Annotated in this window: 24 protein-coding genes and 1 pseudogene; 11 read left to right on the forward strand and 14 right to left on the reverse strand. The window is 65.5% G+C overall.

Going from position 1 to position 23046, the window contains the following annotated elements:
- Positions 1–3: 3 nt before the first annotated feature.
- Together IEX25_RS04875 and IEX25_RS04880 are read right to left on the reverse strand one after the other, a co-directional pair.
- A complete protein-coding gene (locus IEX25_RS04875) occupies positions 4–2760 on the reverse strand; it encodes a [protein-PII] uridylyltransferase (RefSeq protein ID WP_370463834.1) in 2757 nt (918 codons plus the stop codon).
- Positions 2761–2789: 29 nt separating this feature from the next.
- Complete coding sequence (locus tag IEX25_RS04880; RefSeq protein WP_188714244.1) at positions 2790–3998, reverse strand: penicillin-binding protein activator; 1209 nt, start codon at positions 3996–3998, stop codon at positions 2790–2792.
- An 89-nt stretch (positions 3999–4087) separates the two neighbouring features.
- On the opposite strand from IEX25_RS04880, the gene rsmI reads away from it, so the two are divergent.
- Both rsmI and IEX25_RS04890 read left to right on the forward strand, forming a co-directional pair.
- Positions 4088–4993, forward strand: coding sequence for a 16S rRNA (cytidine(1402)-2'-O)-methyltransferase (gene rsmI / locus IEX25_RS04885; protein WP_188714245.1), 906 nt, complete (start codon positions 4088–4090; stop codon positions 4991–4993).
- A 92-nt stretch (positions 4994–5085) separates the two neighbouring features.
- Positions 5086–5436 (forward strand): YraN family protein, encoded by a 351-nt coding sequence (locus IEX25_RS04890; RefSeq protein WP_229665044.1) that lies wholly within the window; start codon positions 5086–5088, stop codon positions 5434–5436.
- A gap of 75 nt (positions 5437–5511) precedes the next feature.
- On the opposite strand, the gene IEX25_RS04895 is transcribed toward IEX25_RS04890, so the two are convergent.
- Both IEX25_RS04895 and IEX25_RS04900 read right to left on the reverse strand, forming a co-directional pair.
- Positions 5512–6288 carry an alpha/beta fold hydrolase gene (locus tag IEX25_RS04895; protein ID WP_188714247.1) on the reverse strand — a complete coding sequence of 259 codons (777 nt, stop codon included), beginning with the start codon at positions 6286–6288 and terminating at the stop codon, positions 5512–5514.
- Positions 6285–6884 (reverse strand): 2-hydroxychromene-2-carboxylate isomerase, encoded by a 600-nt coding sequence (locus IEX25_RS04900; RefSeq protein WP_188714248.1) that lies wholly within the window; start codon positions 6882–6884, stop codon positions 6285–6287. Before IEX25_RS04900 ends, IEX25_RS04895 begins: the two co-directional genes overlap by 4 nt.
- A gap of 87 nt (positions 6885–6971) precedes the next feature.
- Here IEX25_RS04900 and IEX25_RS04905 point away from each other — a divergent pair, with 87 nt between their 5' ends.
- On the forward strand, positions 6972–7991 hold the full coding sequence (locus IEX25_RS04905; protein WP_229665045.1) for a ribose-phosphate pyrophosphokinase: 1020 nt from the start codon (positions 6972–6974) through the stop codon (positions 7989–7991).
- A gap of 61 nt (positions 7992–8052) precedes the next feature.
- Here the strand turns inward: IEX25_RS04905 and purD are convergent, their stop codons facing one another.
- Positions 8053–9309, reverse strand: coding sequence for a phosphoribosylamine--glycine ligase (gene purD, locus IEX25_RS04910; protein WP_188714249.1), 1257 nt, complete (start codon positions 9307–9309; stop codon positions 8053–8055).
- Between the two features lie 62 nt (positions 9310–9371).
- On the opposite strand from purD, the gene xseA reads away from it, so the two are divergent.
- Positions 9372–10934 (forward strand): exodeoxyribonuclease VII large subunit, encoded by a 1563-nt coding sequence (xseA, locus tag IEX25_RS04915; RefSeq protein WP_188714250.1) that lies wholly within the window; start codon positions 9372–9374, stop codon positions 10932–10934.
- 74 nt (positions 10935–11008) lie between these two features.
- On the opposite strand, the gene IEX25_RS04920 is transcribed toward xseA, so the two are convergent.
- From IEX25_RS04920 to trhA, 3 genes are all read right to left on the reverse strand, one after another.
- Positions 11009–12211 (reverse strand): MFS transporter, encoded by a 1203-nt coding sequence (locus tag IEX25_RS04920; RefSeq protein WP_229665046.1) that lies wholly within the window; start codon positions 12209–12211, stop codon positions 11009–11011.
- 2 nt (positions 12212–12213) lie between these two features.
- Entirely contained in the window at positions 12214–12858 is a 645-nt protein-coding gene (gene eda / locus IEX25_RS04925) for a bifunctional 4-hydroxy-2-oxoglutarate aldolase/2-dehydro-3-deoxy-phosphogluconate aldolase (RefSeq protein WP_188714251.1), read from the reverse strand.
- 98 nt (positions 12859–12956) lie between these two features.
- Complete coding sequence (trhA, locus tag IEX25_RS04930) at positions 12957–13607, reverse strand: PAQR family membrane homeostasis protein TrhA (RefSeq protein WP_188714252.1); 651 nt, start codon at positions 13605–13607, stop codon at positions 12957–12959.
- 238 nt (positions 13608–13845) lie between these two features.
- Here trhA and rpsB point away from each other — a divergent pair, with 238 nt between their 5' ends.
- From rpsB to IEX25_RS04945, 3 genes are all read left to right on the forward strand, one after another.
- Complete coding sequence (gene rpsB / locus IEX25_RS04935; protein WP_103172813.1) at positions 13846–14631, forward strand: 30S ribosomal protein S2; 786 nt, start codon at positions 13846–13848, stop codon at positions 14629–14631.
- An 84-nt stretch (positions 14632–14715) separates the two neighbouring features.
- Entirely contained in the window at positions 14716–15627 is a 912-nt protein-coding gene (gene tsf / locus IEX25_RS04940) for a translation elongation factor Ts (protein WP_103172812.1), read from the forward strand.
- A 121-nt stretch (positions 15628–15748) separates the two neighbouring features.
- Positions 15749–16333 (forward strand): (d)CMP kinase, encoded by a 585-nt coding sequence (locus tag IEX25_RS04945; protein ID WP_188714253.1) that lies wholly within the window; start codon positions 15749–15751, stop codon positions 16331–16333.
- Between the two features lie 6 nt (positions 16334–16339).
- Here the strand turns inward: IEX25_RS04945 and IEX25_RS04950 are convergent, their stop codons facing one another.
- Positions 16340–16615, reverse strand: coding sequence for an I78 family peptidase inhibitor (locus IEX25_RS04950; RefSeq protein WP_188714254.1), 276 nt, complete (start codon positions 16613–16615; stop codon positions 16340–16342).
- A 73-nt stretch (positions 16616–16688) separates the two neighbouring features.
- On the opposite strand from IEX25_RS04950, the gene IEX25_RS04955 reads away from it, so the two are divergent.
- Entirely contained in the window at positions 16689–16991 is a 303-nt protein-coding gene (locus tag IEX25_RS04955) for a hypothetical protein (RefSeq protein WP_188714255.1), read from the forward strand.
- Between the two features lies 1 nt (position 16992).
- Here IEX25_RS04955 and IEX25_RS04960 read toward each other — a convergent pair whose 3' ends face one another.
- A complete protein-coding gene (locus IEX25_RS04960; RefSeq protein ID WP_188714256.1) occupies positions 16993–17517 on the reverse strand; it encodes a superoxide dismutase family protein in 525 nt (174 codons plus the stop codon).
- Positions 17518–17638: 121 nt separating this feature from the next.
- Here IEX25_RS04960 and IEX25_RS04965 point away from each other — a divergent pair, with 121 nt between their 5' ends.
- Positions 17639–17947, forward strand: a complete 309-nt coding sequence (locus IEX25_RS04965) for an ETC complex I subunit (protein WP_103172808.1) — start codon at positions 17639–17641, stop codon at positions 17945–17947.
- A 175-nt stretch (positions 17948–18122) separates the two neighbouring features.
- Here the strand turns inward: IEX25_RS04965 and IEX25_RS04970 are convergent, their stop codons facing one another.
- The 4 genes from IEX25_RS04970 to pyrC form a co-directional block, all read right to left on the reverse strand.
- Positions 18123–18479 (reverse strand): DMT family protein, encoded by a 357-nt coding sequence (locus IEX25_RS04970; protein ID WP_188714257.1) that lies wholly within the window; start codon positions 18477–18479, stop codon positions 18123–18125.
- Complete coding sequence (locus IEX25_RS04975; protein WP_103172806.1) at positions 18470–19957, reverse strand: replicative DNA helicase; 1488 nt, start codon at positions 19955–19957, stop codon at positions 18470–18472. The genes IEX25_RS04970 and IEX25_RS04975 overlap by 10 nt, the downstream gene beginning before the upstream one ends.
- Before the next feature lie 108 nt (positions 19958–20065).
- The gene (locus tag IEX25_RS04980) at positions 20066–20737 is read right to left on the reverse strand and encodes an orotate phosphoribosyltransferase (protein WP_188714258.1); all 672 of its coding nucleotides are present in this window, start codon (positions 20735–20737) and stop codon (positions 20066–20068) included.
- On the reverse strand, positions 20734–21777 hold the full coding sequence (gene pyrC / locus IEX25_RS04985) for a dihydroorotase (RefSeq protein WP_188714259.1): 1044 nt from the start codon (positions 21775–21777) through the stop codon (positions 20734–20736). Before pyrC ends, IEX25_RS04980 begins: the two co-directional genes overlap by 4 nt.
- A gap of 134 nt (positions 21778–21911) precedes the next feature.
- On the opposite strand from pyrC, the gene IEX25_RS04990 reads away from it, so the two are divergent.
- Together IEX25_RS04990 and IEX25_RS04995 are read left to right on the forward strand one after the other, a co-directional pair.
- Entirely contained in the window at positions 21912–22211 is a 300-nt protein-coding gene (locus IEX25_RS04990) for an antibiotic ABC transporter (protein ID WP_103172803.1), read from the forward strand.
- A gap of 54 nt (positions 22212–22265) precedes the next feature.
- Positions 22266–23018: pseudogene (locus IEX25_RS04995) on the forward strand (SDR family oxidoreductase).
- Positions 23019–23046: the final 28 nt, after the last annotated feature.

Genomic DNA, 23046 nt, shown 5'->3' on the forward strand with positions numbered 1-23046 from the left:
ATTTCAAGCCTCTGCCCGTTTTGCCCCGTCGGCAATAGCCGCGCGCAGCTTCTTTTCCAAGGCGTCGCGCTTGGCCTCGCTGTGCAGCTTCAGGCCGAACATGTCCTTGACATAGAAGCTGTCCACCACCTGCGCGCCGAAGGTGGCGATCACGGCGCTGACGATCTGGATGTGGTTCGCAGCCATGGTCCGCGTCAGGTCGTAAAGCAGGCCGGGACGGTCGCGGGTATCGACCTCGATGATGGTATAGATGTCGCTGCCTTCGTTGTCGAAGGTGACATGGGTGGGGAACTTGAATTCGCGCGTCCGCTTCTTGGGCTTGTCGCGGCTGGCAAAGGCCTCTCGCGCGACGATCTCGCCCTTCAGGGTGCGCAGGATCGTCTGGCGCAGCTTGGGCAGGCGATCCTCGGCGAAGGGGCGGCCGTCGGGATCCTGCACCCAGAACACCGCCGTCGCAAAGCCGTCGCGGGTCGTATAGGTGCGCGCATCCACCACGTTCGCACCCATCAGGGTCAGCGCCCCGCAAAGGCGCGAGAAGATGCCCGGATGGTCGGCCAGGACAAAGGCCGCGCGGGTCGCATCGCGGTCGTGGTCGGCGCAGAGGTCGATGCGGATCTCGTCCGGGCCGATGTCGCCCAGCAGTTCGGCGAAGGTCGCCTGCGTTTCCGTGGGCAGGCCCGACCAGTAGTTGTCGTAATGGCGGCCCAGTTCCGCCCGGATCGTCCTGGCCTCCCACCCCTTGGCGACCAGCAGGTGGCGCAGGCTGCGCTTGGCCTCGTTCTGGCGGCGGTCGCGGTTCAGTTCCTCCAGCCCGTTTTCAAGCACCAGGGCGGTTTCGGTATGCAGCTTGCGCAGCAGCGCGGCCTTCCAGTTGTTCCAGGTGCCGGGACCGACGCCGCGTATGTCGCAGACGGTCAGCACCAGCAGCATGTCCAGCCGCCTGCGGGTCTTCACCGCCTTGGCGAAGTCGCGCAGGGTGCGCGGGTCGCCGATGTCGCGCTTTTGCGCCACGTCCGACATCAGCAGGTGATTGCGGACCAGCCATTCCACCGTGTCGATGTCGTCCTGCGGAAAGCCGAAGCGGGCCGCGATCCGACGCGCCAGGCGGGCGCCAAGAATCGAATGATCCTCGCGCCGGCCCTTGCCGATGTCGTGCAGCAGCACTGCCAGATACAGGACGCGGCGGTTGACGCCGCTTTCCATGATCTCGCTGGACAGGGGCAGATCCTCGGGATGCTCGCCTCGCTCGATCTCGGCCAGGGCGGCGACGCATTGGATGGAATGTTCGTCGACGGTATAGTGATGATACATGTTGAACTGCATCATTGCCACGACGGGTTCGAATTCGGGGATGAAGGCGGCCAGAACGCCCAGTTCGTTCATGCGCCGCAGCCCCCGTTCGGGATTGCCGTGCTTCAGCAGCAGATCCATGAAGATGCGGTTCGCCTCGGGGTCGGATCGCACCTTGTCGTCGATCAAGTCCAGGTTGGCCGCGACCAGCCGCATCGCGTCGGGATGGATCAGCAGGCCGGTGCGCAGCGCTTCCTCGAACAGGCGCAGGATGTTCAGGGGGTCGGCCAGGAATTCGGCATCATCCGCGATGCAAAGGCGGCCGTGATTGTCGGTGAAGCCGGGTCTTACCTTGCGGCGGCGGCGGAACAGGCGGCCCAGGAACGGGGCGCTGCGGACATGGCGCGCTTCAAGTTCCGTCAGAAAGACCCGGGTCAGTTCGCCCACATGGGTGGCGTGGCGGAAGTAATCCTGCATGAAGTATTCGACGCCGCGCCGGGCCGAGGTATCGCGATAGTCCATGCGCCTCGCGACCTCGACCTGCATGTCGAAGGACAGCACGTCCACGGGCCGCCCCGCGATCAGGTGCAGGTGGCAGCGCACGGCCCACAGGAAATCCTCGGCCTGCCAGAAGGCCAGGTGTTCCTCGCGCGTGAAGACGCCAAGATCGACCAGTTCCACCGCGCGATCGACCCGGTGGATGTACTTCGCGATCCAGTACAGCGTCTGCAGGTCGCGCAACCCGCCCTTGCCTTCCTTGACATTGGGTTCAAGGACGTATCGCTGCCCGCCCTGCCGCTGATGCCGGGCCGAGCGTTCTTCCAGCTTGGCCTCGATGAATTCGGGCACGGTCTTCGAAAACAGTTCCACCCACAGCCGTTCGCGCAGTTCCTCGGCCAAGGGGGCGTGCCCGGCGACCAGCCGGTGTTCCACCAAGGATGTGCGGATGGTCATGTCGCCGGCGCCCAGGCGGATGCAATCCTCGACGCTGCGGATCGAATGGCCGATCTTCAGCTTCAGATCCCACAGGATGTACAGCATGGATTCGACCACGCTTTCGGCCCAGGCGGTGATCTTCCAGGGCGTCAGGAACAGCAGATCCACGTCCGACGCGGGCGCCATCTCGGCCCGGCCGTAACCGCCGACGCCCAGCACGGCCAGACGCTCGGCCTCGGACAGGGATTGCTGGGGGTGCAGCCAGGCCGTCGCGACATGATGGGTGGCAATGACGATGCCGTCGGTCAAGGTGGCGATCGCGCGGACGGTTTCGCGCGCGGCGCGGGGATGGCTGGTCAGGCCCGCCTCGATCGCGCGCATGGCCTCGGCACGGGCCTCGGACAAGGCGGTGACAGCGCGGGCGCGGATTTCGCGGCGGTCCGTCAGCCCGTGCAGCGCGGCGTCCAGCATGGGCAGGAACGTAAGGGGGTCAAAGATGGGATGCGCCCCGGACAGGGCCGGGGCGCTTTGCAGGACTGCCGTATCGGAACGGTCGGCCAAGATCAGAACCCGGCGCCGCCAAAGCCGCGCGGTGCTGGATCCAGGATCACCAGCCGGTTGCCGCGCAGGGTGGCCACCGCCAGGGCGCGTTCGGAGGTGCCGTCCGGCCGCAGCCGGAAGACGCCGCCCACGCCCGAGAAGCCCGCCCGCTGGGTCAGGCCGGTGGTGGTCAGGGCATTGCGCTGTCCGCCGCGCACCAGGGACGCGATGGCTGCGACCCCGTCATAGGCAAGGCTTGCCAGTTCATGCGGCTGTTCGCCATGGGCGCTGCGATAGCGTGCGTCGAACTGTGCCCGCAGGCCCTGGTCGGGGATCGCGAACCAGCCTTCCTGCAACTGCGGCAGGCTGGCACGGGCCGGGGGCTGGTCCCAGCGGGTCAGTCCCATCATCTGCGTCACCGGCGACCGGACGCCCGCAGCGGCCAGCTTTTCCGTCAGATAGGGAAGGACGGCCTGGTTGTTGGCGGTCATGAACACCGCATCGACCTGTCCCGACTGCGCCGCATTGGCGATCTGCGGAACCACGGCGTCGATGCCGGTGACCGATACGGGATGGTTGATGCGTCCGGCCATGCGCGCACCATTGCGGGCGACGGCGGTTTCGATGGCCCGCCCGCCAAGCTGGCCCGCGATGTCGTCCTCGGCCACGACATAGACGTTGCGCTTGCCCTGGCGCACCCCATAGCCGACAAGCCGGTCGGCAATGTTGGCGAAGCTGTTGCCCAGGATGAAGACGTTGCCGCCCGCGATCTCGGCGTTGTTCGAGAAGGTCAGCACGTTGATGTTGCGCGGCCGCATGGCGTTGCCGACGGCATTGGCGCCTTCGGCAAACAGCGGGCCGACGATGATCTGCGCTCCCGCGTCCGCCGCGGAGTTGGCCTGGGCCACCGCCTGTTCGGTACTGGTGCCGGTATCATAGACCCGCAGATCGACGCTGGCGCCCTGTGCGTCCGCCGCAGCCATCCGTGCCGAGTTCCTGAGGCTGCGCGCCAGCCATTCCAGATCGGCCGATCCGCTGCCGCCCGGCACCAGCAGGGCAACCCGGACCGGTTCTCCGGGATTGATCAGGGGGCCGATGGCCGGGCCGCTGGCCTGCTGCGATCCCCCGACCGGGTCGCAGGCCGCAAGAACGAAGGCGGAGAGAATGGCGGCGGCACCCGTGACGACGCGGCGCAATCCGGTGGCGGGCCGGGTTGTGGCGGAAACGACCATATGAAACTTCCCTGCTGTAAGGTATCGGCGAGGTGCCGGCAGCCTAGGACCAATAGACCTGCTTGGCAATCAGTCGGAAGGAGAGGACGATGACCGACAAACGCGACGATCCACAGCCGGCCCATCGTCTTTCGGCCCATGTCGAGGCGCCGCGGCTGGAGGGCGGTCTCTATCTGGTGGCGACGCCCATTGGCACGGCGCGGGACATCACGTTGCGCGCGCTGGATGTGCTGAACGCCGCCGATGTGCTGGCGGCCGAGGACACGCGCGTGCTACGGCACCTTCTGGACATTCACGGCATTCCGCTTCGGGGCAGGCGGATCATCCCCTATCACGACCACAACGGCGAACGCGCCAGGCCGGGGCTGATGGCGGCCCTGGCCGAGGGTGCCAGCATCGCCTATGCCTCGGACGCGGGAACGCCGCTGGTGGCCGATCCGGGATACCGCCTCGCCAGAGAGGCCGCCGAGGCAGGCCACCGGGTCCATGCGCTGCCCGGCCCCTCGGCCCCGCTGGTCGCGCTCAGCCTCTCGGGGCTGCCCAGCGACCGCTTCCTGTTCCTGGGCTTTCCGCCATCGACCAAGGGGGCGCGGCTGACATGGCTGCGCGACTGGATGGCGGTCGATGCGACGCTGATCCTGTTCGAAAGCCCTAGGCGCGTTAACCAGACATTGAGAGAGATGTGCGAGGTTGATGCGAATCGCCCTACAGTGGTGGCGCGGGAACTGACCAAGAAGTTCGAGGAGGTGATCCGGGGAACCGCCGCCGAACTGGCGCAGGATCCCCGCATGGCCACCCTGAAGGGCGAGGTGGTGATGCTGGTCGATCGACCCGGCGCGGTCGTCGCAGACGAAGATGCGGTGCGGCGGGCGCTGCAGGCGCGGCTTGGGGCGATGACGGTGAAGGATGCCGTTCGGGAAGTGGCGGCGGAACTGGATATGGCAAGGCGCGATGTCTATCAGATCGCGCTTGGCCTGGACGAAGGCAGGGATTGAAGATGGGTCATGTCGTCAGATCGCTGAACTTGCCGTGCACAGTGCCGGTGCAGCCCCAAGAGGTATCATCGGCGCGCAGGACAAGGGGCCGTATGGCACACCTGTCTGGGGTCATGGCCGAGGACAGCGTGGCGCGGCTGCTGGAAGGGCGGGGAATGACGATTCTGGCGCGGCGTTGGCGGGGCAAGGCGGGGGAAATCGACCTTGTCGCCAGCCAGGGGGCTTGCCTGGTGTTCGTCGAAGTCAAGCAGTCGGCCACTCACGAGGAGGCTGCCCTGCGGCTGGGTTCGGCGCAACAGGGCCGCATCATGCGTGCGGCACTGGAGTACTGCGACAAGGCGGGCTGGGACTTGCTGCCGGACCTGCGCTTCGATGCGGCACTGGTCGATGGTCAGGGCCGCGTGGACATCATCGAGGGTGCTTTCGAGGAAAGCTTTGCCTGACGCAGTACGGGTTCCGAAACGCCAAGATGCCGAAGGTGTCCGGTGGGTCAGGAACAATGCACAAGGTCGGCGTCTTCAGGCGCGATCCAGGTTCAAGCCGATCAGCCCGGCGGTCTGATCGGGATGGGTCAGGGGCAGCATGTGTCCTGCATCCGGCACGACCGCCCGTCCGACATCCGCAAATCGCGCGGCCAAGGCATCGGCGATGCGGTGGATGACCCCAGGGGATTTCTCGCCTGCAATGATCAAGACCGGCGCATCGATGGACTCCAGCCCACCCTCGCGCAGAATGCCTGCCCGGTCTTTGGCCAAAGTCGCATCCGTATCGACCACCAGACCGATCTGTTCGGTCATGGTCTGCTGCGCAGAGGGCGGAAGGGTATCGAAGGGCTGGGCGCCCCAGATGTCGATGAAGCCGCGTGCGGCATCGCTGGCCCGCCCATGGATCAGGTGATCGGACATGACATTGTCACGGGCTTCCTGTTCGGCATCCGGGGCGGCGGCAAACAGAACGGGTTCGATAAGCGTCAAGCTGCGCACGGCATCAGGCGCGGCGACCGCGATGCGCAGGGCGACCGTCGCGCCCAGGCTGTGGCCGATCAGATCCAGCGGTCGGTCGATGAAGCTGGCGGCAATCCGCGTCACGGCCGTGTGGAAATCGGTGCCGTCGGCCTGCGGCGTCCAGGCACCGCTGCGGCCGTGGCCGGGCATGTCGAAGCCCGTCAGGTCGACACGGCCGTTAAGCCGCTTGGCGATCGGTCCCCAATAGGCCGCGTTGCCCATCATGCAATGCAAGGCCAAGGCCGGGCGATCCTTGTCCCCGGACCAGTGCCGCTTGTGAATGCCGGTCATAGTGCGGCCAGGTGACGATCAAGGAAATCCAGCCGGTCCTGTCCCCAGAACTTCTGCCCGCTTTCCTGCACGACATAGAAGGGGGAACCAAAGACCCCGGCTTCCACCGCCTGTTCCAGGTTGCGGCCATAGGTTTCGGCGCCCACGAACAGGCCCTTGTCGACCAGGGCCGGATCGAAGCCGTGCCGGCCCAGGATATCGCGAAGCACGCCGTCATCGCTGATGTCCCGATCCTCGGCCCAGACGGCGCGCAGGATGGCTTGCACCAGTCCGCCCAGATCGCCGCCGCCCGTTTTCTGCGCCGCGATGATGGCATAGGATGACGGCGCCATGTTCACCGGCCAGAAGGCGGGCTTGATGTTCAGCGCCATTCCAAGATGGTCTGACCAGCGGGACAGTTCCTGGGCGCGGTATTCCATACGGCTGGCATGGCGATTGGCCGGGCGAACCCCGCCCGTGCGATCGAACAGTTGCAGGATGTCCAGCGGCTTGTAGGTGATCGTTGCGGCGTGCCGTTCAGCGATCCGCTCCAGCCGGTCGCCCGCCAGATAGGCGAAGGGACTGATCGTCCCCAGATAGTAGTCGATATTGGCCATGAAGACGGTCCTTCGCGATTTGCCCGCAGGCTAACCGGGTGGTAAGGCGGGCGCAATCTGGCGAATCCCCCGAAAAAGGCCCCATCCATGCCCGTCATGACCGAACCCAAGCTGATTTCCGGCAATGCAAACCGGACCCTTGCCGCATCCATCGCGCGGCGGATGTCGATGCACCGGGGCATGAATGTCAGCCTCTGCGATGCGCGGGTCGAGCGGTTCAACGACCAGGAAATCTTCGTCGAGGTTTATGAGAACGTCCGCGGCGAGGACATGTACATCATCCAGCCCACCTCGAACCCGGCCAACGACAACCTGATGGAGCTGATGGTCATGGCCGACGCGCTGCGCCGGTCCTCGGCCGCGCGGATCACGGCGGTGATTCCCTATTTCGGCTATGCCCGGCAGGATCGCCGCGCCAAGGCCCGCACGCCGATCAGCGCCAAGCTGGTGGCGAACCTGCTGACCGAGGCCGGGATCGACCGGGTCCTGACGCTGGATCTGCACGCAGCCCAGATCCAGGGCTTCTTTGACATCCCGGTGGACAACCTTTATGCCGCGCCGGTCTTTGCCCTGGACGTCCAGCATCATTTCCGGGGACGGATGGGGGACCTGATGGTCGTGTCACCCGACGTCGGCGGCGTGGCGCGTGCGCGCGAACTGGCGACCCGGATCGGAGCGCCGCTGGCGATCGTGGACAAACGCCGGGAAAAGGCAGGCGAGGTCGCCGAGATGACCGTGATCGGCGACGTGGAGGGCAAGGCCTGCATCATCGTGGACGACATCTGCGACACGGCGGGCACGCTGGTGAAGGCCGCGCAGACCCTGACCGACAGCGGCGCGACCGAGGTTCACGCCTATATCACCCATGGCGTCCTGTCCGGCCCCGCGGTCGAGAGGGTCAGCAAGTCGGTGATGAAATCGCTGGTCATCACCGATTCGATCCAGCCGACCGATGCCGTGAAAACCGCACCGAACATCCGCATCGTGCCGACCGCACCGATGTTCACGCAGGCCATCCTGAACATCTGGAACGGCACGTCGGTCAGCAGCCTGTTCGAGACGGATACCCTGCTGCCGATCTATGAAGGACTGTATTCCAGTCTGTGAGGCTGGCGCCTGTTGCCCCGTCGGATGCCTCCGGCGGGGATATTTGGGCACAGAAGATGGGTCAGAGCGCGCGCCAGCCAATGTCGCGGCGGCAAAAACCCTGCGGCCAGTCGATCGCATCGACCTGGGCATAGGCACGGCGATGGGCTTCGGCAAGCGTGGGGCCGCGCCCCGTGCAGGTCAGGACGCGGCCGCCGGTTGCGATGATCTGCCCGTCCTTCGCGGCGGTCCCTGCATGGAAGGTCATCTCGAAGCTGGTTTCGGAAAGGCTGTCCAGTCCCTTGATGGTGCTGCCTTTCTGGTAGGAGCCCGGATATCCCTCTGCCGCCATGACCACGGTCAGCGCGTGGTCGTCGGCCCAGTTGACCGATGTTTCGGACAGGCGCCCCTCGGCGCAGGCCAGAAGCAGGTCCAGAACCTGCGCGCCCAGCCGCATCATCAGGACCTGACATTCGGGATCGCCGAAGCGGACATTGTATTCGACCAGCCGTGCTTGCCCGTCCCGGATCATCAGCCCGGCATAGAGGACGCCCTGGAAGGGCATTCCGCGACGTTCCATTTCCGCGACGGTTGGGCGCACGATCAGCGCCATCACCTGGTCCTGCAGCGCCTGGGTCAGGACGGGGGCGGGGCTATAGGCGCCCATGCCGCCGGTGTTCGGGCCTATGTCGCCATCGCCCACGCGCTTGTGGTCCTGCGCGGTTCCGATGGGCAGGCAGTCGGTGCCGTCGCACAGGATGAAGAAGCTGGCTTCCTCGCCCGCCATGAATTCCTCGATGACCACCGACATGTCGCCGAATTCGCCGTCGAAGATGGCGTCGATGGCCTGATGCGCCTGGTCGACTGTTTCGGCCACGGTGACGCCCTTTCCAGCGGCCAGGCCGTCGGCCTTGACCACGATGGGCGCGCCCTGGGCGGTGACGTAATCGCGAGCGCTGGCTGCATCGGTGAAGCGAGCCCATGCGGCCGTGGGCGCCCCGCAGGCATCGCAGATTTCCTTGGTGAAGGCCTTCGAGGCTTCCAGTTGCGCGGCGGCCTGGGAGGGCCCGAAGACCAGGAAGCCCGCATCGCGCAGGGCGTCGGACACGCCGGCGGCCAGGGGTGCCTCGGGTCCGATCACAACGAAGTCGATGGCGTTTTCTTGCGAAAATTCCAGGACTTCGGCGCGAGACAGGATATCCAGGTCGGCGCATTCGGCGACATTGGCGATGCCCGCATTGCCCGGCGCGACGATCAGGCGGTCGCATTTCGGGTTCTGCCGGATCGCCCAGGCCAACGCATGTTCGCGCCCGCCGCCGCCGAGGATCAGGATGTTCATGGGCCGCCCTTTCGCTTCTGGTCGCGGCGTTCTAGTGTGGCGCGGCGAAGGGAACAAGCCGCATGGATTTGCTGGAAGACGCGCCGGGCAGCAACGCCCATGAATTCACGGTTTCCGAACTGTCGGGGGCGGTCAAGCGCAGCCTGGAGGATCAGTTCGGCCGCGTCCGCGTGCGCGGAGAGATCGGGCGCGTGTCGCGGCCGTCCTCGGGGCACCTGTATTTCGACCTCAAGGACGACCGGTCGGTGCTGACCGCAGTGACCTGGAAGGGACAGGCGGCCAAGCTGGCGCAACGCCCAGAGGAGGGGATGGAGGTCATCGCCACGGGCCGCATCACCACCTTTCCCGGCCAGTCGAAATACCAGTTGATCGTGGACCAGATCGAGCCTGCGGGCCTTGGCGCGCTGATGGCGATGCTGGAAAAGCGCCGCCAGGCGCTTGCCGCCGAGGGGCTGTTCGACGAAGGGCGCAAGCGCCCGCTGCCGGCATTGCCGCGGGTGATCGGGGTCGTGACCTCGCCTTCCGGGGCGGTGATCCGCGACATCCTGCACCGGCTGCGCGACCGCTTTCCCACCCGCGTGTTGATCTGGCCTGTGGCCGTCCAGGGCGAGGGGTGCGCCCCCCAGGTGGCCGCCGCGATCCGGGGTTTCAACGACTTGGCCGTGGGCGGGCCGATCCCGCGCCCGGATCTGCTGATCGTCGCACGCGGAGGCGGCAGCCTGGAAGACCTGTGGGGCTTCAACGAGGAAGCGGTGGTTCGCGCCGCCGCCGAAAGCCGGATCCCACTGATTTCCGCCGTGGGGCATGAAACGGACACGACGCTGATCGACTTCGCGTCCGACCGCCGGGCGCCGACACCGACTGCGGCGGCCGAGATGGCTGTCCCGGTGCTGGCCGACCTGGCCGCCCGGCTGGCAGAATCACAGGCTCGGCTGACGCGCTGCGCAACGGTTCACGTCGAACGGCCCCGCCAACGTCTGCGCGACCTTGCCCGGGCGCTTGGGCGGCCCGCCGCGCTGACCGAAGGCGCACGGCAGCGGCTGGACCTGTGGGCAGGGCGGCTGGACCCGGCGTTGCAGGGGCTGATCCGGGCGCGCCGGCATCAACTGGCGGTCCGGCCGATGCCGGTCGCGCTGCTGCGCCGCTTCATGGACGGCAAGGGCCACACGCTGCACCGGCTGGAGCATCGGCTGGACGCCGCGGCAACGCGCCGCCTGGAACGGCGGCGCGACCGGATGACAGCGCTGCAGGAACGCCTGGATGCCTCGCTGGCGCGGGTCATGGCGACGACCCGGCGGGCGATCACCGTCCAGGACCAGAAGCTGGCCGACTTGTCGCGGCGGCTGGATCTGGCCGTGCAGCGCGCCGTCCGCAGCCGCAACGATGCCCTGCAACGCGTGGACCGGATGCGGCAGTCGCTGGGCCACGAGGAAACCCTGAAGCGTGGCTTCGTGATCGTCCGGGGACCGGAAGACAGCGTTATCACGTCGATCGAAGATGCGCGGCACCATGCCCGGCTGGAACTTCAGTTTGCCAATGATCAGAAACTGCCGGTTCGGCCCGAAGGTGCCCCGCCCAGGCAAAGTCGGAAGCCCCGCCAGCCGGAACAGAAGTCCCTTTTCTGACCTTCATTCTGGTCGAAAACCCGGGGTGCGCCGTCGGTTCGGGAACCAAGCGGCGAGGGGTCAAGGCCGCGCTTCTATGCCTCTCTCGGGCGCAGCATCAGCCAGATCAGCGCACCGCCCGCCAGCACCAGGAAGGGCAGCATGGCCAGGTTGACCGCATTCCAGCCCGCAACGGTGGACCCGCCGCTGCAGTTCATCAACCCGCCCGACGATAGCGAGGCCAGGAACACGCCGCCAAAGACCACAGCATCGTTCAGGCCCTGGACCCGGCCCCTTTCCTCGGGCGAATGCGCGCGCGTCAGCATGGTTGTCGCCCCGATGTAACCGAAGTTCCAGCCCATCCCCAGCAGGATCAGCGCCGCGAAGAAATGCGTCAGTTCCACCCCTGACAAGGCTGCAGCCCCGGCCATGGCCAGCAGGAACAGCCCAACCGCGACGATCCGTTCAGGACCGAACCGGGCGATCAGATGACCGGTAAAGAAACTTGGCGCAAACATCGCCAGCACATGCGCGCTGACGATGTTGGCGGCGTCCGTCGGCGCAAAGCCGCAACCCACCACCGCCAAAGGGGTCGAGGTCATCACCAGGTTCATCAACGCATAGGCGACCATTCCACAGATCATCGCCACCGCGATCTGCGGCTGGCGCAGCAGTTCGGCCACCGGGCGTCCGGGGCGCCGGTCTTCGTGGAGCGGCGCGGGCGGGGGGCTGTGCAGGAAAGCGAACAGGAAAGGACCCAGGGCGTTCAGCCCGATCACGGCCAGATAGGTCGCCAGGAACGGCACCGCCGTAAGCCCGTCCGTCGCACGCACCACGGCTGGACCGATGATCGCGGATGCCAGACCGCCCGCCATGACCCAACTGATCGCGCGAGGGGCGTAATCCTCGGGCGCCAGGTCGGTGGCTGCGAAGCGATAGAACCCCTGGGCCGACATATAGATGCCCGTCAGCAGCGATCCGGCCATGAACAGCAAGAAGGATCCCGACCACAGCCCCCAGGCTGCGAAGGCCGCACCCAGGGCGCCCGCCAGGACCGCCAGCAGGAACCCCGCCTGCCTGCCGCGATGCTGCATGAACCGCGCCAAGGGACGCGCGGTCAAGGCCGATCCCAGGACGATCATCGACAAGGGCAGGGTGGCGATGCAGGGGTTCGGCGCAAGGATCTGGCCCGCAAGTCCGCCGACGATGAAGATCACCGACATCTGCGCGCCCAGGATCGCCTGGGCCGCGACCAGCACGATCACATTGCGCCGGGCCTGCGCCAGATCGGCGGGCAAGATCAGCCCCGGCTCAGCCGGGCGGCGGCATGGGCACGTTCCTGGATGGCGCCCCAATTTTCGGCGCTGACATCCGCATCGGTAGCGATCCAGCTTCCGCCCACGCAGACGACATTCGGCAAGGACAGATAGTCACCGGCATTCGCGGTCGAGATGCCGCCCGTTGGGCAAAAGCGGATCTTCGGCAAGGGACCCGCCAGGGATTTCAGCGCAGGCGCGCCCCCGATCGCCTCGGCCGGAAAGAACTTCAACATGTCATAGCCCGCATCCGCCGCGCGCATCACTTCGGACGCGGTGGCGGTGCCGGGCAGAAGGGGCAACTCCAGGTTCTCGCAGGCGGCGATCAGGCGATCGGTCAAGCCCGGCGATACGGCAAAGGTCGCGCCCGCATCCTTGGCGCGTTTCGCGTCGTCCGGCGTCAGCACCGTTCCCGCCCCGACATGGCCGCCCGACACACCCGACATCGCGCGGATGGCGTCCAGGGCCGCATCCGACCGCAGCGTGATTTCCAGAACCGGCAACCCGCCCGACACCAGGGCCTGCGCCAGTCCCGCCGCGCGTTCGGCGTTCTTGATCACGATCACCGGAATGACCGGGGCAAGGCTGCACAGCGCGCGTGTTTTTTGCGATTGGATTTCAGGGGTCATGCCGCACCTTCCGTTCCGCGATTGCGGGCAAACTGCCCGCTGGCGGAGGGCGATGCAAGCGGTTTGCCGCCCTTGGGCGCAGATCCTGGTATCGCTAACTAGATCGCGGACAGCACCGCAATGTAATGGATCGCCGCCGCTGTCACGACGAAGCCGTGCCAGATCGCGTTCTGGAAGCGCAGCCTTTCCCAGACATGAAAGACGATGCCTGCCGTATAGACGACGCCCCCCGCCACGATCAGCAGGACGGACAACGGGGGCAGGTGTTCCGCAATGGGACGGAAGGCGACAAGCCCGCTCCACCCCATGAGAACATAGAGCAGGATCGCCAGCCGGTCGTACCGGCCCGGCAGCAGGCATTTCAGCGCAATGCCAAGCGCGGCCACGGTCCAGATGCAGACCAGCAGGCCGAAGGCCACCGGATCGGACGAGGCCTTGTGCAGGAACGGCGTATAGGTCGCCGCGATCAGGACGAAGATCGCCGAATGATCGGCCCGCCGCAGATACCATTTCAACGGCGAATGCGGCAGCATGTTATAGGCAAAGGACATCCCCAGCGCGAGGATCAGCCCGGTGCCATAGATCACCGCCGCCACGACCTCGGCCCCGCCGGCGGAAATCGAGGCATGGAAGATCAGGGCCGTCACCCCGATCAGAGCCAGGACCACGCCGACCCCGTGGACGATCCCGTCTGCAAGCAGTTCGTAGAAATCGTATTGCCGTCCAAAGCGGAAGCGGATGTCAGTCATGGCAAACCCTGTGTTGATTTCAGCTTGCCTGACCGGACCCAACCCGGCAACTGACAGTTCCGTCAGCTTTTATCGGTCTCTTGGCGTGCCGGGTCTTGCAAATGGGGCGCAACAGGTCTATTTGCGCCACACTTCACAGGCAGGGGCGGGCCCTTGCGGGAGAAATCCGCAAAAGGTCCACCGGTTGGGGCATCTGCCCTGAATCCCCTGCCAAGGCGCAAACCGGAAAGGACATGGAATGGCGCTTCCCGAATTCAATCTGCGTCAGCTCTTGGAAGCTGGCGTTCACTATGGTCACCAGACGCAGCGCTGGAATCCGCGCATGGCGGAATTCATCTATGGGGACCGCAACGGCATCCACATCCTTGATCTGACCCAGACCCTGCCGATGCTGGACGCCGCGCTGCAGGTCGTGCGCGATACCGTTGCCAAGGGCGGCCGCGTGCTGTTCGTCGGCACCAAGCGTCAGGCACAGAAGCCGATCGCGGACGCAGCCGAAAAGTCGGCCCAGTTCTACATGAACCATCGCTGGCTGGGCGGCACGCTGACCAACTGGAAGACCGTGTCCCAGTCGATCAGCCGCCTGAAAGCCATCGACGAGACGATGGCCGGCGGGGCCGAGGGCCTGACCAAGAAAGAGCGTCTGCAGCTTGAGCGCGAGCAGCAGAAGCTGCAGGCCTCGCTGGGCGGCATCCGCGACATGGGCGGCCTGCCGGACCTGCTGTTCGTCATCGACGTGAACAAGGAAGACCTGGCGATCCTGGAAGCCAAGAAGCTTGGCATCCCGGTCGTGGCCGTGGTCGATACCAACTGCTCGCCCGAAGGCGTGGACTACATCATCCCCGGCAACGACGACGCCGCCCGCGCCATCGCCTTGTATTGCGATCTGGCCAGCCGCGCCGCGCTTGACGGCATGTCGGCCCAGATGGGCGCCGCCGGCGTCGACGTGGGCGCCCTGGCGGAAGCCCCGGAAGAGCTGCTGGACGAACCTGCTGTCGAAGAACAGGCAACCGCAGACGCCTGATCCGGCTGCCATCTGACATTCACGGAACTGTGGTCAGGCGGGGGTATGCCCCGCCTGACGCGTTGATCAAAGAGGAGACGGATCATGGCAATCACCGCCGCGATGGTGAAAGAGCTGCGCGAGACGACCGGCGCAGGGATGATGGACGCCAAGAAGGCGCTGACGGAAACCGACGGCAACATGGACGCCGCCATCGACTGGCTGCGCACCAAGGGTCTGGCCAAGGCCGCCAAGAAGGCCGACCGCGTCGCCGCCGAAGGCTTGGTCGGCGTGCAGGTGACCGATGGCCGCGGCGTCGCCGTCGAGATCAATTCGGAAACCGACTTCGTTGCCAAGAACGCCGACTTCCAGCAGCTGGTGCGTGACATCACCGACATCGCGCTCAGCACCTCGGGCGACGTCGAGGTTCTCAAGTCCACCCACCTGAACGGCAAGCCCGTATCCGAGGTCCTTACCGACGCCATCGCGCGCATCGGCGAAAACATGACCCTGCGCCGGATGCATCTGCTGGAAGGCGATACTGTCGTGTCCTATGTCCACAACGCCGCAGGCGAAGGCATGGGCCGGATCGGTGTCCTGGTCGCACTGAAAGGCGACAAGGACAAGGCGCAGGCCATCGGCAAGCAGTTCGCGATGCACATCGCCGCGACCAACCCGGTTTCGCTGTCCGAAGCTACGCTGGATCCGGCCATGCTGGCGCGCGAACTGGAAGTGCAGACCGCCAAGGCCCTGGAAGAAAACGCCTCTTCCGCCAAGCCCAAGCCCGAAGCCGTGATCCAGAACAACATCATCCCCGGCCGGATGAAGAAGTTCGTGGCCGAAAATACCCTGATGGGCCAGGCCTTCGTGATCAATCCCGACGTGACGGTCGAACAGGCCGCCAAGGAAGCCGGGGTCGAGATCACCGGCTATGCCCGCGTCGCCGTCGGCGAGGGGATCGAGAAGAAGGAAGAGGATTTCGCGGCAGAGGTCGCCAAGACCCTCGGCAACGCCTGATCCTTTCTTTCGGAATGTCGAACGCCGGACCCTTCAGGTCCGGCGTTTTTCATTGTCCCATGCTGTGGACCTTGCGCCACCTGTCATGCAATGGGTGGCGGGAAACCAGTGAGGCGTGACCATGCCATTCATCATTGCCATCGACGGTCCTGCCGCATCCGGCAAGGGCACCATTGCCCGCGCGCTTGCTGCCCATTTCGGCTTTCATCACCTGGATACCGGCCTGCTTTATCGGGCCACCGGGGCCAAGGGTGGCGACCCGGTCACGGCGGCGCTATCGCTGGACGCCAGCGACCTGGCCCGCGCCGACCTGCGCAGTGCCGAGGCGGGCCAGGCTGCCAGCCGCATCGCCGCCATTCCCGAAGTGCGTGCGGCTCTGGTCGATTTCCAGCACCGCTTCGCCGCGCAGGAACCGGGTGCCGTTCTGGATGGTCGCGACATCGGCACGGTGATATGCCCCGATGCTGCGGTCAAGCTGTATGTCACGGCCTCGGATCAGGTGCGGGCACGGCGCAGGGCGGCCGAACTTGGCGCCGACCCTGAGGAAATGTTGGCGCAGTTGCAGGAACGAGACCGGCGCGACAGCGAACGGACCGCTGCGCCCCTGAAACCCGCGCCCGACGCGGTTCTTCTGGACACAACCCACCTGGGCATTCCCGAAGCGATTGCGCAGGCCATCGCGCAGGTGAACAAGGTTCGCGGTTGAACCCCGTCAGCCGCAACTGACCCGCGCGATCCATCCCTTCGGATCCAGGAAGATGTTCAGCCGTTCCGGCTGATATTCCTGCGTCACGACCTGGCCCGGGCTGATTTCCCGATAGCGAAGTTGCTGCGGCAGATAGACCTCGCCGATGTTCATGCCGACCAATGCCTGATGCCGCGCGGGATCGCAGCGGGTGGCCGAGACCGTGGGGGCATAGCCGGTGGAACAGGCCGCCAAGGGAACCAGGGCGACGACAGGCAGGATCATGCGCAGCGAAGATGGCATCGGATCACCTTTGTGTTTAGAACCAAACGATGCAGGGGGCCCAAGTGTTCCCTGCCGTTGACGGAGATGCCAGATGAAACAACGACTTATTGCGGCCATCCTGACTGTCCTGCCCGTGGCGGCCCTTGCCTCCAGCGAAGAAGCCTGGGACGATTTCCGCGCCGCGGTCGAAAGTGCCTGCAAGGCGGCGGTCGAGGCCCCGCAAACTGCCTCCGTGACGGTCGAGGTCAATCCCTTCGGATCGGAAAGCTATGGGGCGGCACTGGTGACGGTTGGTGGAAAAGACGGCCAGGACCGCCTGATCTGCATCTTCGACAAGCGCAGCCAAGCTGTAGAGATCACGGCGCCCTTTGCGGACGCCGCGCCGGCAGAATAGGTTACTGGGTCTGGGCGAAGGTGCCGCAGCCGATGCGGCCACCGGCATGGCCCGAAGGCTGGCCCACGTAATCATCGGGCTGTTCGTGGATGATGATTGCCGATCCGTCGTCATCGTTCATCAGTTCCGGCGTAAGACCGGCGGCGAAATATTCCACCATCAGCGTGCCGCTGTCCGGCACATGGATATTGGGCAGATCGCCGGGATGGGGGCCGTTCTCGGCCATGATGCCATGTTCCTTGTCCCCCGCCAGGTGGCCGCCTGCCGATTCGAAGTCGGGCGGCGCGCATTCGCCGGTTTCATGGATATGCGCGCCGTGGATGCCCGGTGGAACGCCTTGCAGTTCCAGCGTCACCAGCATCATGCCTGACGGCGTGGCCGCGACTGTTGCGGTGCCCAGGCTTTCGCCCTCGGCGGTCTTGATCTCGGCGATCATCGAGGCTTGGTCCTGGGACGGTGCGGCGTCCTGGGCGGCAGCGGGCAGGGCCATCAGCAGCCCCAGGGCAGCGGCGGTTCGGAATGCCATCTAAGATCCTCCTTATGGTTGTCCCCGCCCAACGCCGGGGGCACAAAGGCGTTCCGACCCTTGATCAGCGCCGCGCTATTGGCGATAAGTCGCGCGACATCCGCCTGAAAGGTAGTTTCGAATGCGTGCTCGCATCTATCAACCCGCCCGAAATGCCATGCAGTCCGGCACGGCTCGGACCAGGAAATGGGTGCTGGAATTCCCACCCGTCGGGCGCGAGATCGACCCGCTGATGGGCTGGATCAGCGCCGACGACACGCAAAGCCAGGTCCGCCTGCGGTTCGACACCCTGCAGCAGGCCGAGGATTACTGCCGCGAGAATGGCCTGGACTACATCGTCCAGCCGCCCCATCGCCGTGCAGCCAACATCCGTCCCCGCGGTTACGGCGAAAACTTCGCGACGGACCGCCGCGGGCCCTGGACGCACTGACAAGCCGGGCAGGTCCGGTGCCTGTGGTTCAAGCTTCTGGAAAGCCGAGGCTACCAAGCGCAACAGGTGCGGCTGCCGCCTAGGCCCGCGTCGTGCATGGCATGGGATTGGTCTTGTCGCGAAGGGTGGCGCGGCACGCAGGCCCTTGCCCGACCAAGCGGTCAAGGCCTGACGGCTAGCCGAAGTCGTGAAAGATGAACCAGGCGCCCAGGCAGATCAGGCCAAAGCCCACGCCGTGCTGCCAGCCGATGCGCTCACCCAAATAAAGCCAGGAAAACAGCGCAAAGACCGACAGGCTGATGACTTCCTGGATGGTCTTGAGCTGCGCTGCGCTGAAATGCCCGTGGCCGATGCGGTTGGCGGGCACCTGCAGGATGTATTCGAACAGCGCGATGAACCAGCTGATCGCGATGACCGTCACCAGCGGCGCGGTCTTGAACTTCAGATGCCCATACCAGGCCACCGTCATGAACACGTTGGAGGCGATCAGCAACCCGATGGTGACGACGGGGACAGGCAGCCCTAGTCCCATTGCGACTGCCGGTCCTTCGCCAGGTTGCCGAAGCGGGTGAACTGGCCCTCGAAGGACAGCTCGACCGTGCCGATGGGTCCATGGCGCTGCTTGCCCAGGATGACCTCGGCCTTGCCATGGCATTGTTCCATCACCTGCTGCCACTTGGCCATGGCATCCAGGTCGCTGTCGGACGGTTTCTCGCGTTCCTTGTAGTATTCCTCGCGGAACACGAACATCACGATGTCGGCGTCCTGTTCGATGGACCCGGATTCGCGCAGGTCCGACAGCTGTGGGCGCTTGTCGTCACGGTTTTCGACCTGGCGCGACAACTGAGACAGAGCGATCACCGGGATGTTCAACTCCTTCGCGATGGCCTTGAGGCCCTGGGTGATCTCGGACACCTCGTTCACGCGGCTGTCCTTGGCGGATGCGGCCTTCAGAAGCTGAAGATAGTCCACCATCAGCACGTCCAGCCCATGCGTCCGCTTCAGCTTGCGGGCGCGGGCGGCAAGCTGGTTGATCGGCAGGGCGGGCGTGTCGTCGATGTAAAGCGGGCAGTTCTGCAGCGCATGCGCGGCCTCGACGAAGCGGCGGAACTCGGCCTCGTCCATGTTGCCGCTGCGGATGCGTTCGGACGGCACCTCGGCCGCTTCGGACAGGATCCGGGCGGCAAGCTGTTCGGCCGACATCTCAAGGCTGAAAAAGCCCACCACGCCGCCTTCGACCGTGCCGATGGTGCCATCAGGGCGTTCGCCCGTCTTGTGCGCCTTGGCGATGTTGAAGGCGATGTTGGTCGCAAGCGAGGTTTTCCCCATCGAGGGACGGCCCGCCAGGATGATGAGGTCCGAGTTGTTCAGCCCGCCCATCTTGCCGTCAAGGTCGATCAGCCCCGTCGAGATCCCCGACAGCTTGCCGTCGCGCTGATAGGCGGCGTTGGCGGCCTGCACGGCGCCTGTCACGGCCTTGAGGAAGGACTGGAAGCCGCGTTCGGCCGTGCCAGCCTCGCCCAGTTTGTACAGCGTCTGTTCGGCGGCCTTGATCTGTTCCTCGGCCTCGTCGCCCACCTCGACAGTGGCGGCGCGGGCGGCGATGTCCTGGCCCAACTGGATCAGTTCGCGGCGCAGGGCGAATTCGCGGATCATCTGGGCATAGTCGCGCGCGGCATAGGCGCTGATGGCGGCACCCGCCATCCGCGCCAGATAGGCGGGTCCGCCCAGTTCCTTCAGTCCTTCGTCATGTTCCAGGAAGGCCTTGATGGTGACGGGGCTGGCAAGCGCGTTCTTGCGGATCCGTTCCGCGCAGATCTCGAAGATGCGGGCATGGACCGGGTGATAGAAGTGGTCCGGCTTGATGATCTGGCTGACCCGGTCGAAGACGTCGTTGTTGGTCAGCAGCGCGCCCAGAAGCTGCTGCTCAGCCTCTAGCGAGAAGGGGATCGAGGGCGTTTCCTCGGCGCTGACGGGCTGGCCCGGAATGATGGCGCGCAGATTGGTCATGGACTGCCCCCTTTGGTCTTCGGATCCGTTCTACACCCGAAGCCCTGCGCGGGGAACGGCGCGCCGTGCGATTTCCGGGGGCCGATCTGTGGATCGGCTGTGGATAAGTCAGGCGTTCGCGGCCTGCCATGCACGAGGGTCGGTCAGGAACGTCTCGACCTCGGCCAGGGTATGCTGATCGAATGCCTGCTGCGCGCGGGCCTCGGCCAGCACGTCCCACCAGGTGCAGAGGTGATGCAGCGTTACACCATGGTCACCCAGCCGCTGCGTCGTTTCGGGAAAAATGCCGTAATAGAAGATCACCGCGGTATGGGCGCAGGTCGCACCGGTGTCGCGAATCGCATCCACGAAGGACAGCTTGCTGCCGCCGTCGGTCGTCAGATCCTCGACCAGCAGGACCCGCTGACCCTCGGTCATGGCGCCTTCGATCCGGGCGTTGCGTCCATAACCCTTGGGCTTCTTGCGCACATAGGTCATGGGCAGGCCAAGACGTTCGGCCACCATGGCAGCGAAGGGGATACCTGCGGTTTCACCACCCGCCACGTTGTCGAAGGCCTCGAAACCCGCGTCGCGCATCACGGTCGCGGCCAGGAAGTCCATCAGGGTCGCACGCACGCGCGGAAAGCTGATGATCCGGCGGCAGTCCACATAGGTCGGCCCCTTGAGGCCCGAGGCATAGGTGAAGGGCTGGGCCGCGTTGAAGTCCACGGCCTTGATTTCCAGCAGCATCCGGGCGGACAGTCGGGCGATCTCCTCGCGCGCGGGGAAGGGCAGGCTCATTTGTCCTCCAGGTGCCAGTAAAGGGGAAAGCCGGGGTCGAAAACGGTGACGGTCTCGCCGCCCGCAGCGATCTGGGCCGGGTATTCGGCAGGCTGGTCGCGCCGGGTCAGTGTGATCCGGTCGTCGTTCGGGGGCAGGCGATAGAAGGCGGCGCCGTTCAGGCTGGCGAATGCCTCCAGTTGGTCCAGGGCGCCCTCATCCTCGAATACCTGAGCCAGGATCGACATGGTGTTGGGCGCGGTAAAACAGCCCGCGCAGCCGCAGGGTTGCAGCTTGGCGCTGTCCGCATGGGGGGCGCTGTCGGTGCCAAGGAAGAAGCGCGCCTCGCCGCTGGTCGCAGCCTCGCGCAGCGCCAGGCGGTGCGATTCGCGCTTGGCGACAGGCAGGCAATAGTAGTGGGGCCGGATGCCCCCAGCCAGAATCGCATTGCGGTTGATGACCAGGTGATGCGTGGTGATCGTGGCGGCCAAGTCGTCGCCCCCCACACGGGCATAGGCCACGCCCTCGCTGGTGGTGATATGTTCCATCACCACGCGCAGGCCGGGGGTGCGGCGACGCAGCGGATCCAGCACGCGGTCGATGAAGACAGCCTCGCGGTCGAAGATGTCCACCGCCGGATCGGTGACTTCACCATGGACGCAAAGCGTGACGCCCGCCTCGGCCATGGCCTCCAGCACGGGCTGGACGCGGTCGAAATCGGTGACGCCGCTGGCCGAATTCGTCGTGGCGCCTGCGGGATACAGCTTCACGGCGCGGATGATGCCCGCGCGGAACGCGCCCACCACGTCGGCGGCATCGGTTGTGTCGGTCAGATACAGCGTCATCTGCGGCTGCAGCGCCGCGCCTTTGGGCAGGGCTGCCAGGATCCGGTCGCGATAGGCCGCGGCTTGGGCGCCCGTGACCACCGGCGGCACAAGGTTCGGCATGATGATCGCACGGCCGAAAGCCGCGGAATGGGGCGCCATGGCCGCCAGCATCGCGCCGTCGCGCAGGTGCAGGTGCCAGTCGTCGGGGCGGCGAAGGGTGATGCGGTCGGTCATGGCCTGCCTCTATACATGGCAAGGCAAGGTTGCCAAGCGGCGATGTCTAAAATACCGGACACATGGATCAAGGTCGTACTTGTGTTGACGCGGGCGTCAGCCCAGATTGAACGAACGATCCAAAGGATGAACCCATGTTTCCGATGATGCCCAAGAACCCCGTTCGATTGTGGGCGCAGTTCGCCCGGATGGCCATAGAAGCACAGACCGTGATCGGCCTTCGCACGGCGGGGATGATGGGCATGATGGCCCAAGCTCCGGGCGAACCCTTCCGAATGGTCGCGGAAAAGCAGGCTGCCGCCACCGAATCGCTTTTCGCCATGGCCCAGGCTGCGGGCCGGGGTGCAAGCGCCGAACGCGTGATGTCGGCCGCCCTGCGCCCCTATGGCAAACGGACCCGCGCCAACTCGCGTCGCCTGACCAAGGTCCGCTAGGCGGAACGATCCCGGCCAAAGCCCCGTTGTTCTCCGTCAAGGCAGGAGCATGGGATGAAATCGGCGCTGATCACGGGCGGGGCGCAGGGTGTCGGAAAGGGAATCGTTCAAAGGCTGAGGGCGGATGGCTGGCGCGTCGCCTTGTTCGATCTGGACAAGGAAGCCGTGGCAGAAGCGAAGGCCGACGATCCAGCGCTGTTTGCGGCTGTTGTGGATGTTTCGGACGAGGGTTCGGTTCGCAAGGGTTTCGAGCAGTTGAAGGACTAGCTGGGGGACGGCGGTCTTGATCTTCTTGTCTCGAATGCCGGAATTGCCGACCCGCAGAACGGTCCCATCGAAAATCTTTCACTGCATGACTGGCGGCGGATGCTGGACAGCCATGTGACAGGCGCGTTCCTTGTGGTGCGCGAAGGTGTGCCTTTGCTTCGCAAGGCGACCGGGTCGATCGTGCTGATATCCTCGATCCGGGCCTTGCAGTCCGAGCCGGAAACGGAAGCCTATGCCGCGTCGAAGGGGGCGCTGCTGGCTATGTCCCATGCGCTGGCGGTCAGCCTTGGCCCGGACATCCGGGTCAACTGCATCCTGCCCGGGTGGATCGAAACGGCGGCTTACCAGAAAAAGGAAAACCGCAGCATCCCCAAGCATACGGAAGCCGAAAAGGCTCAGCACCCGGTCGGTCGTATCGGCGACCCAAAGGATATCGCGGGGCTGGTTGCCTTTCTGGCGTCGGACGATGCGGGGTTCATCACCGGACAACGCTTTGTCATCGACGGCGGGATGGCCGCGCGGTTGATCTATACGGACTGACGGGCGGCGGGGTGTCCCCGCCGCCCGA

The organism is Paracoccus acridae (assembly GCF_014642735.1).
Classification (GTDB): Bacteria; Pseudomonadota; Alphaproteobacteria; order Rhodobacterales; family Rhodobacteraceae; genus Paracoccus; species Paracoccus acridae.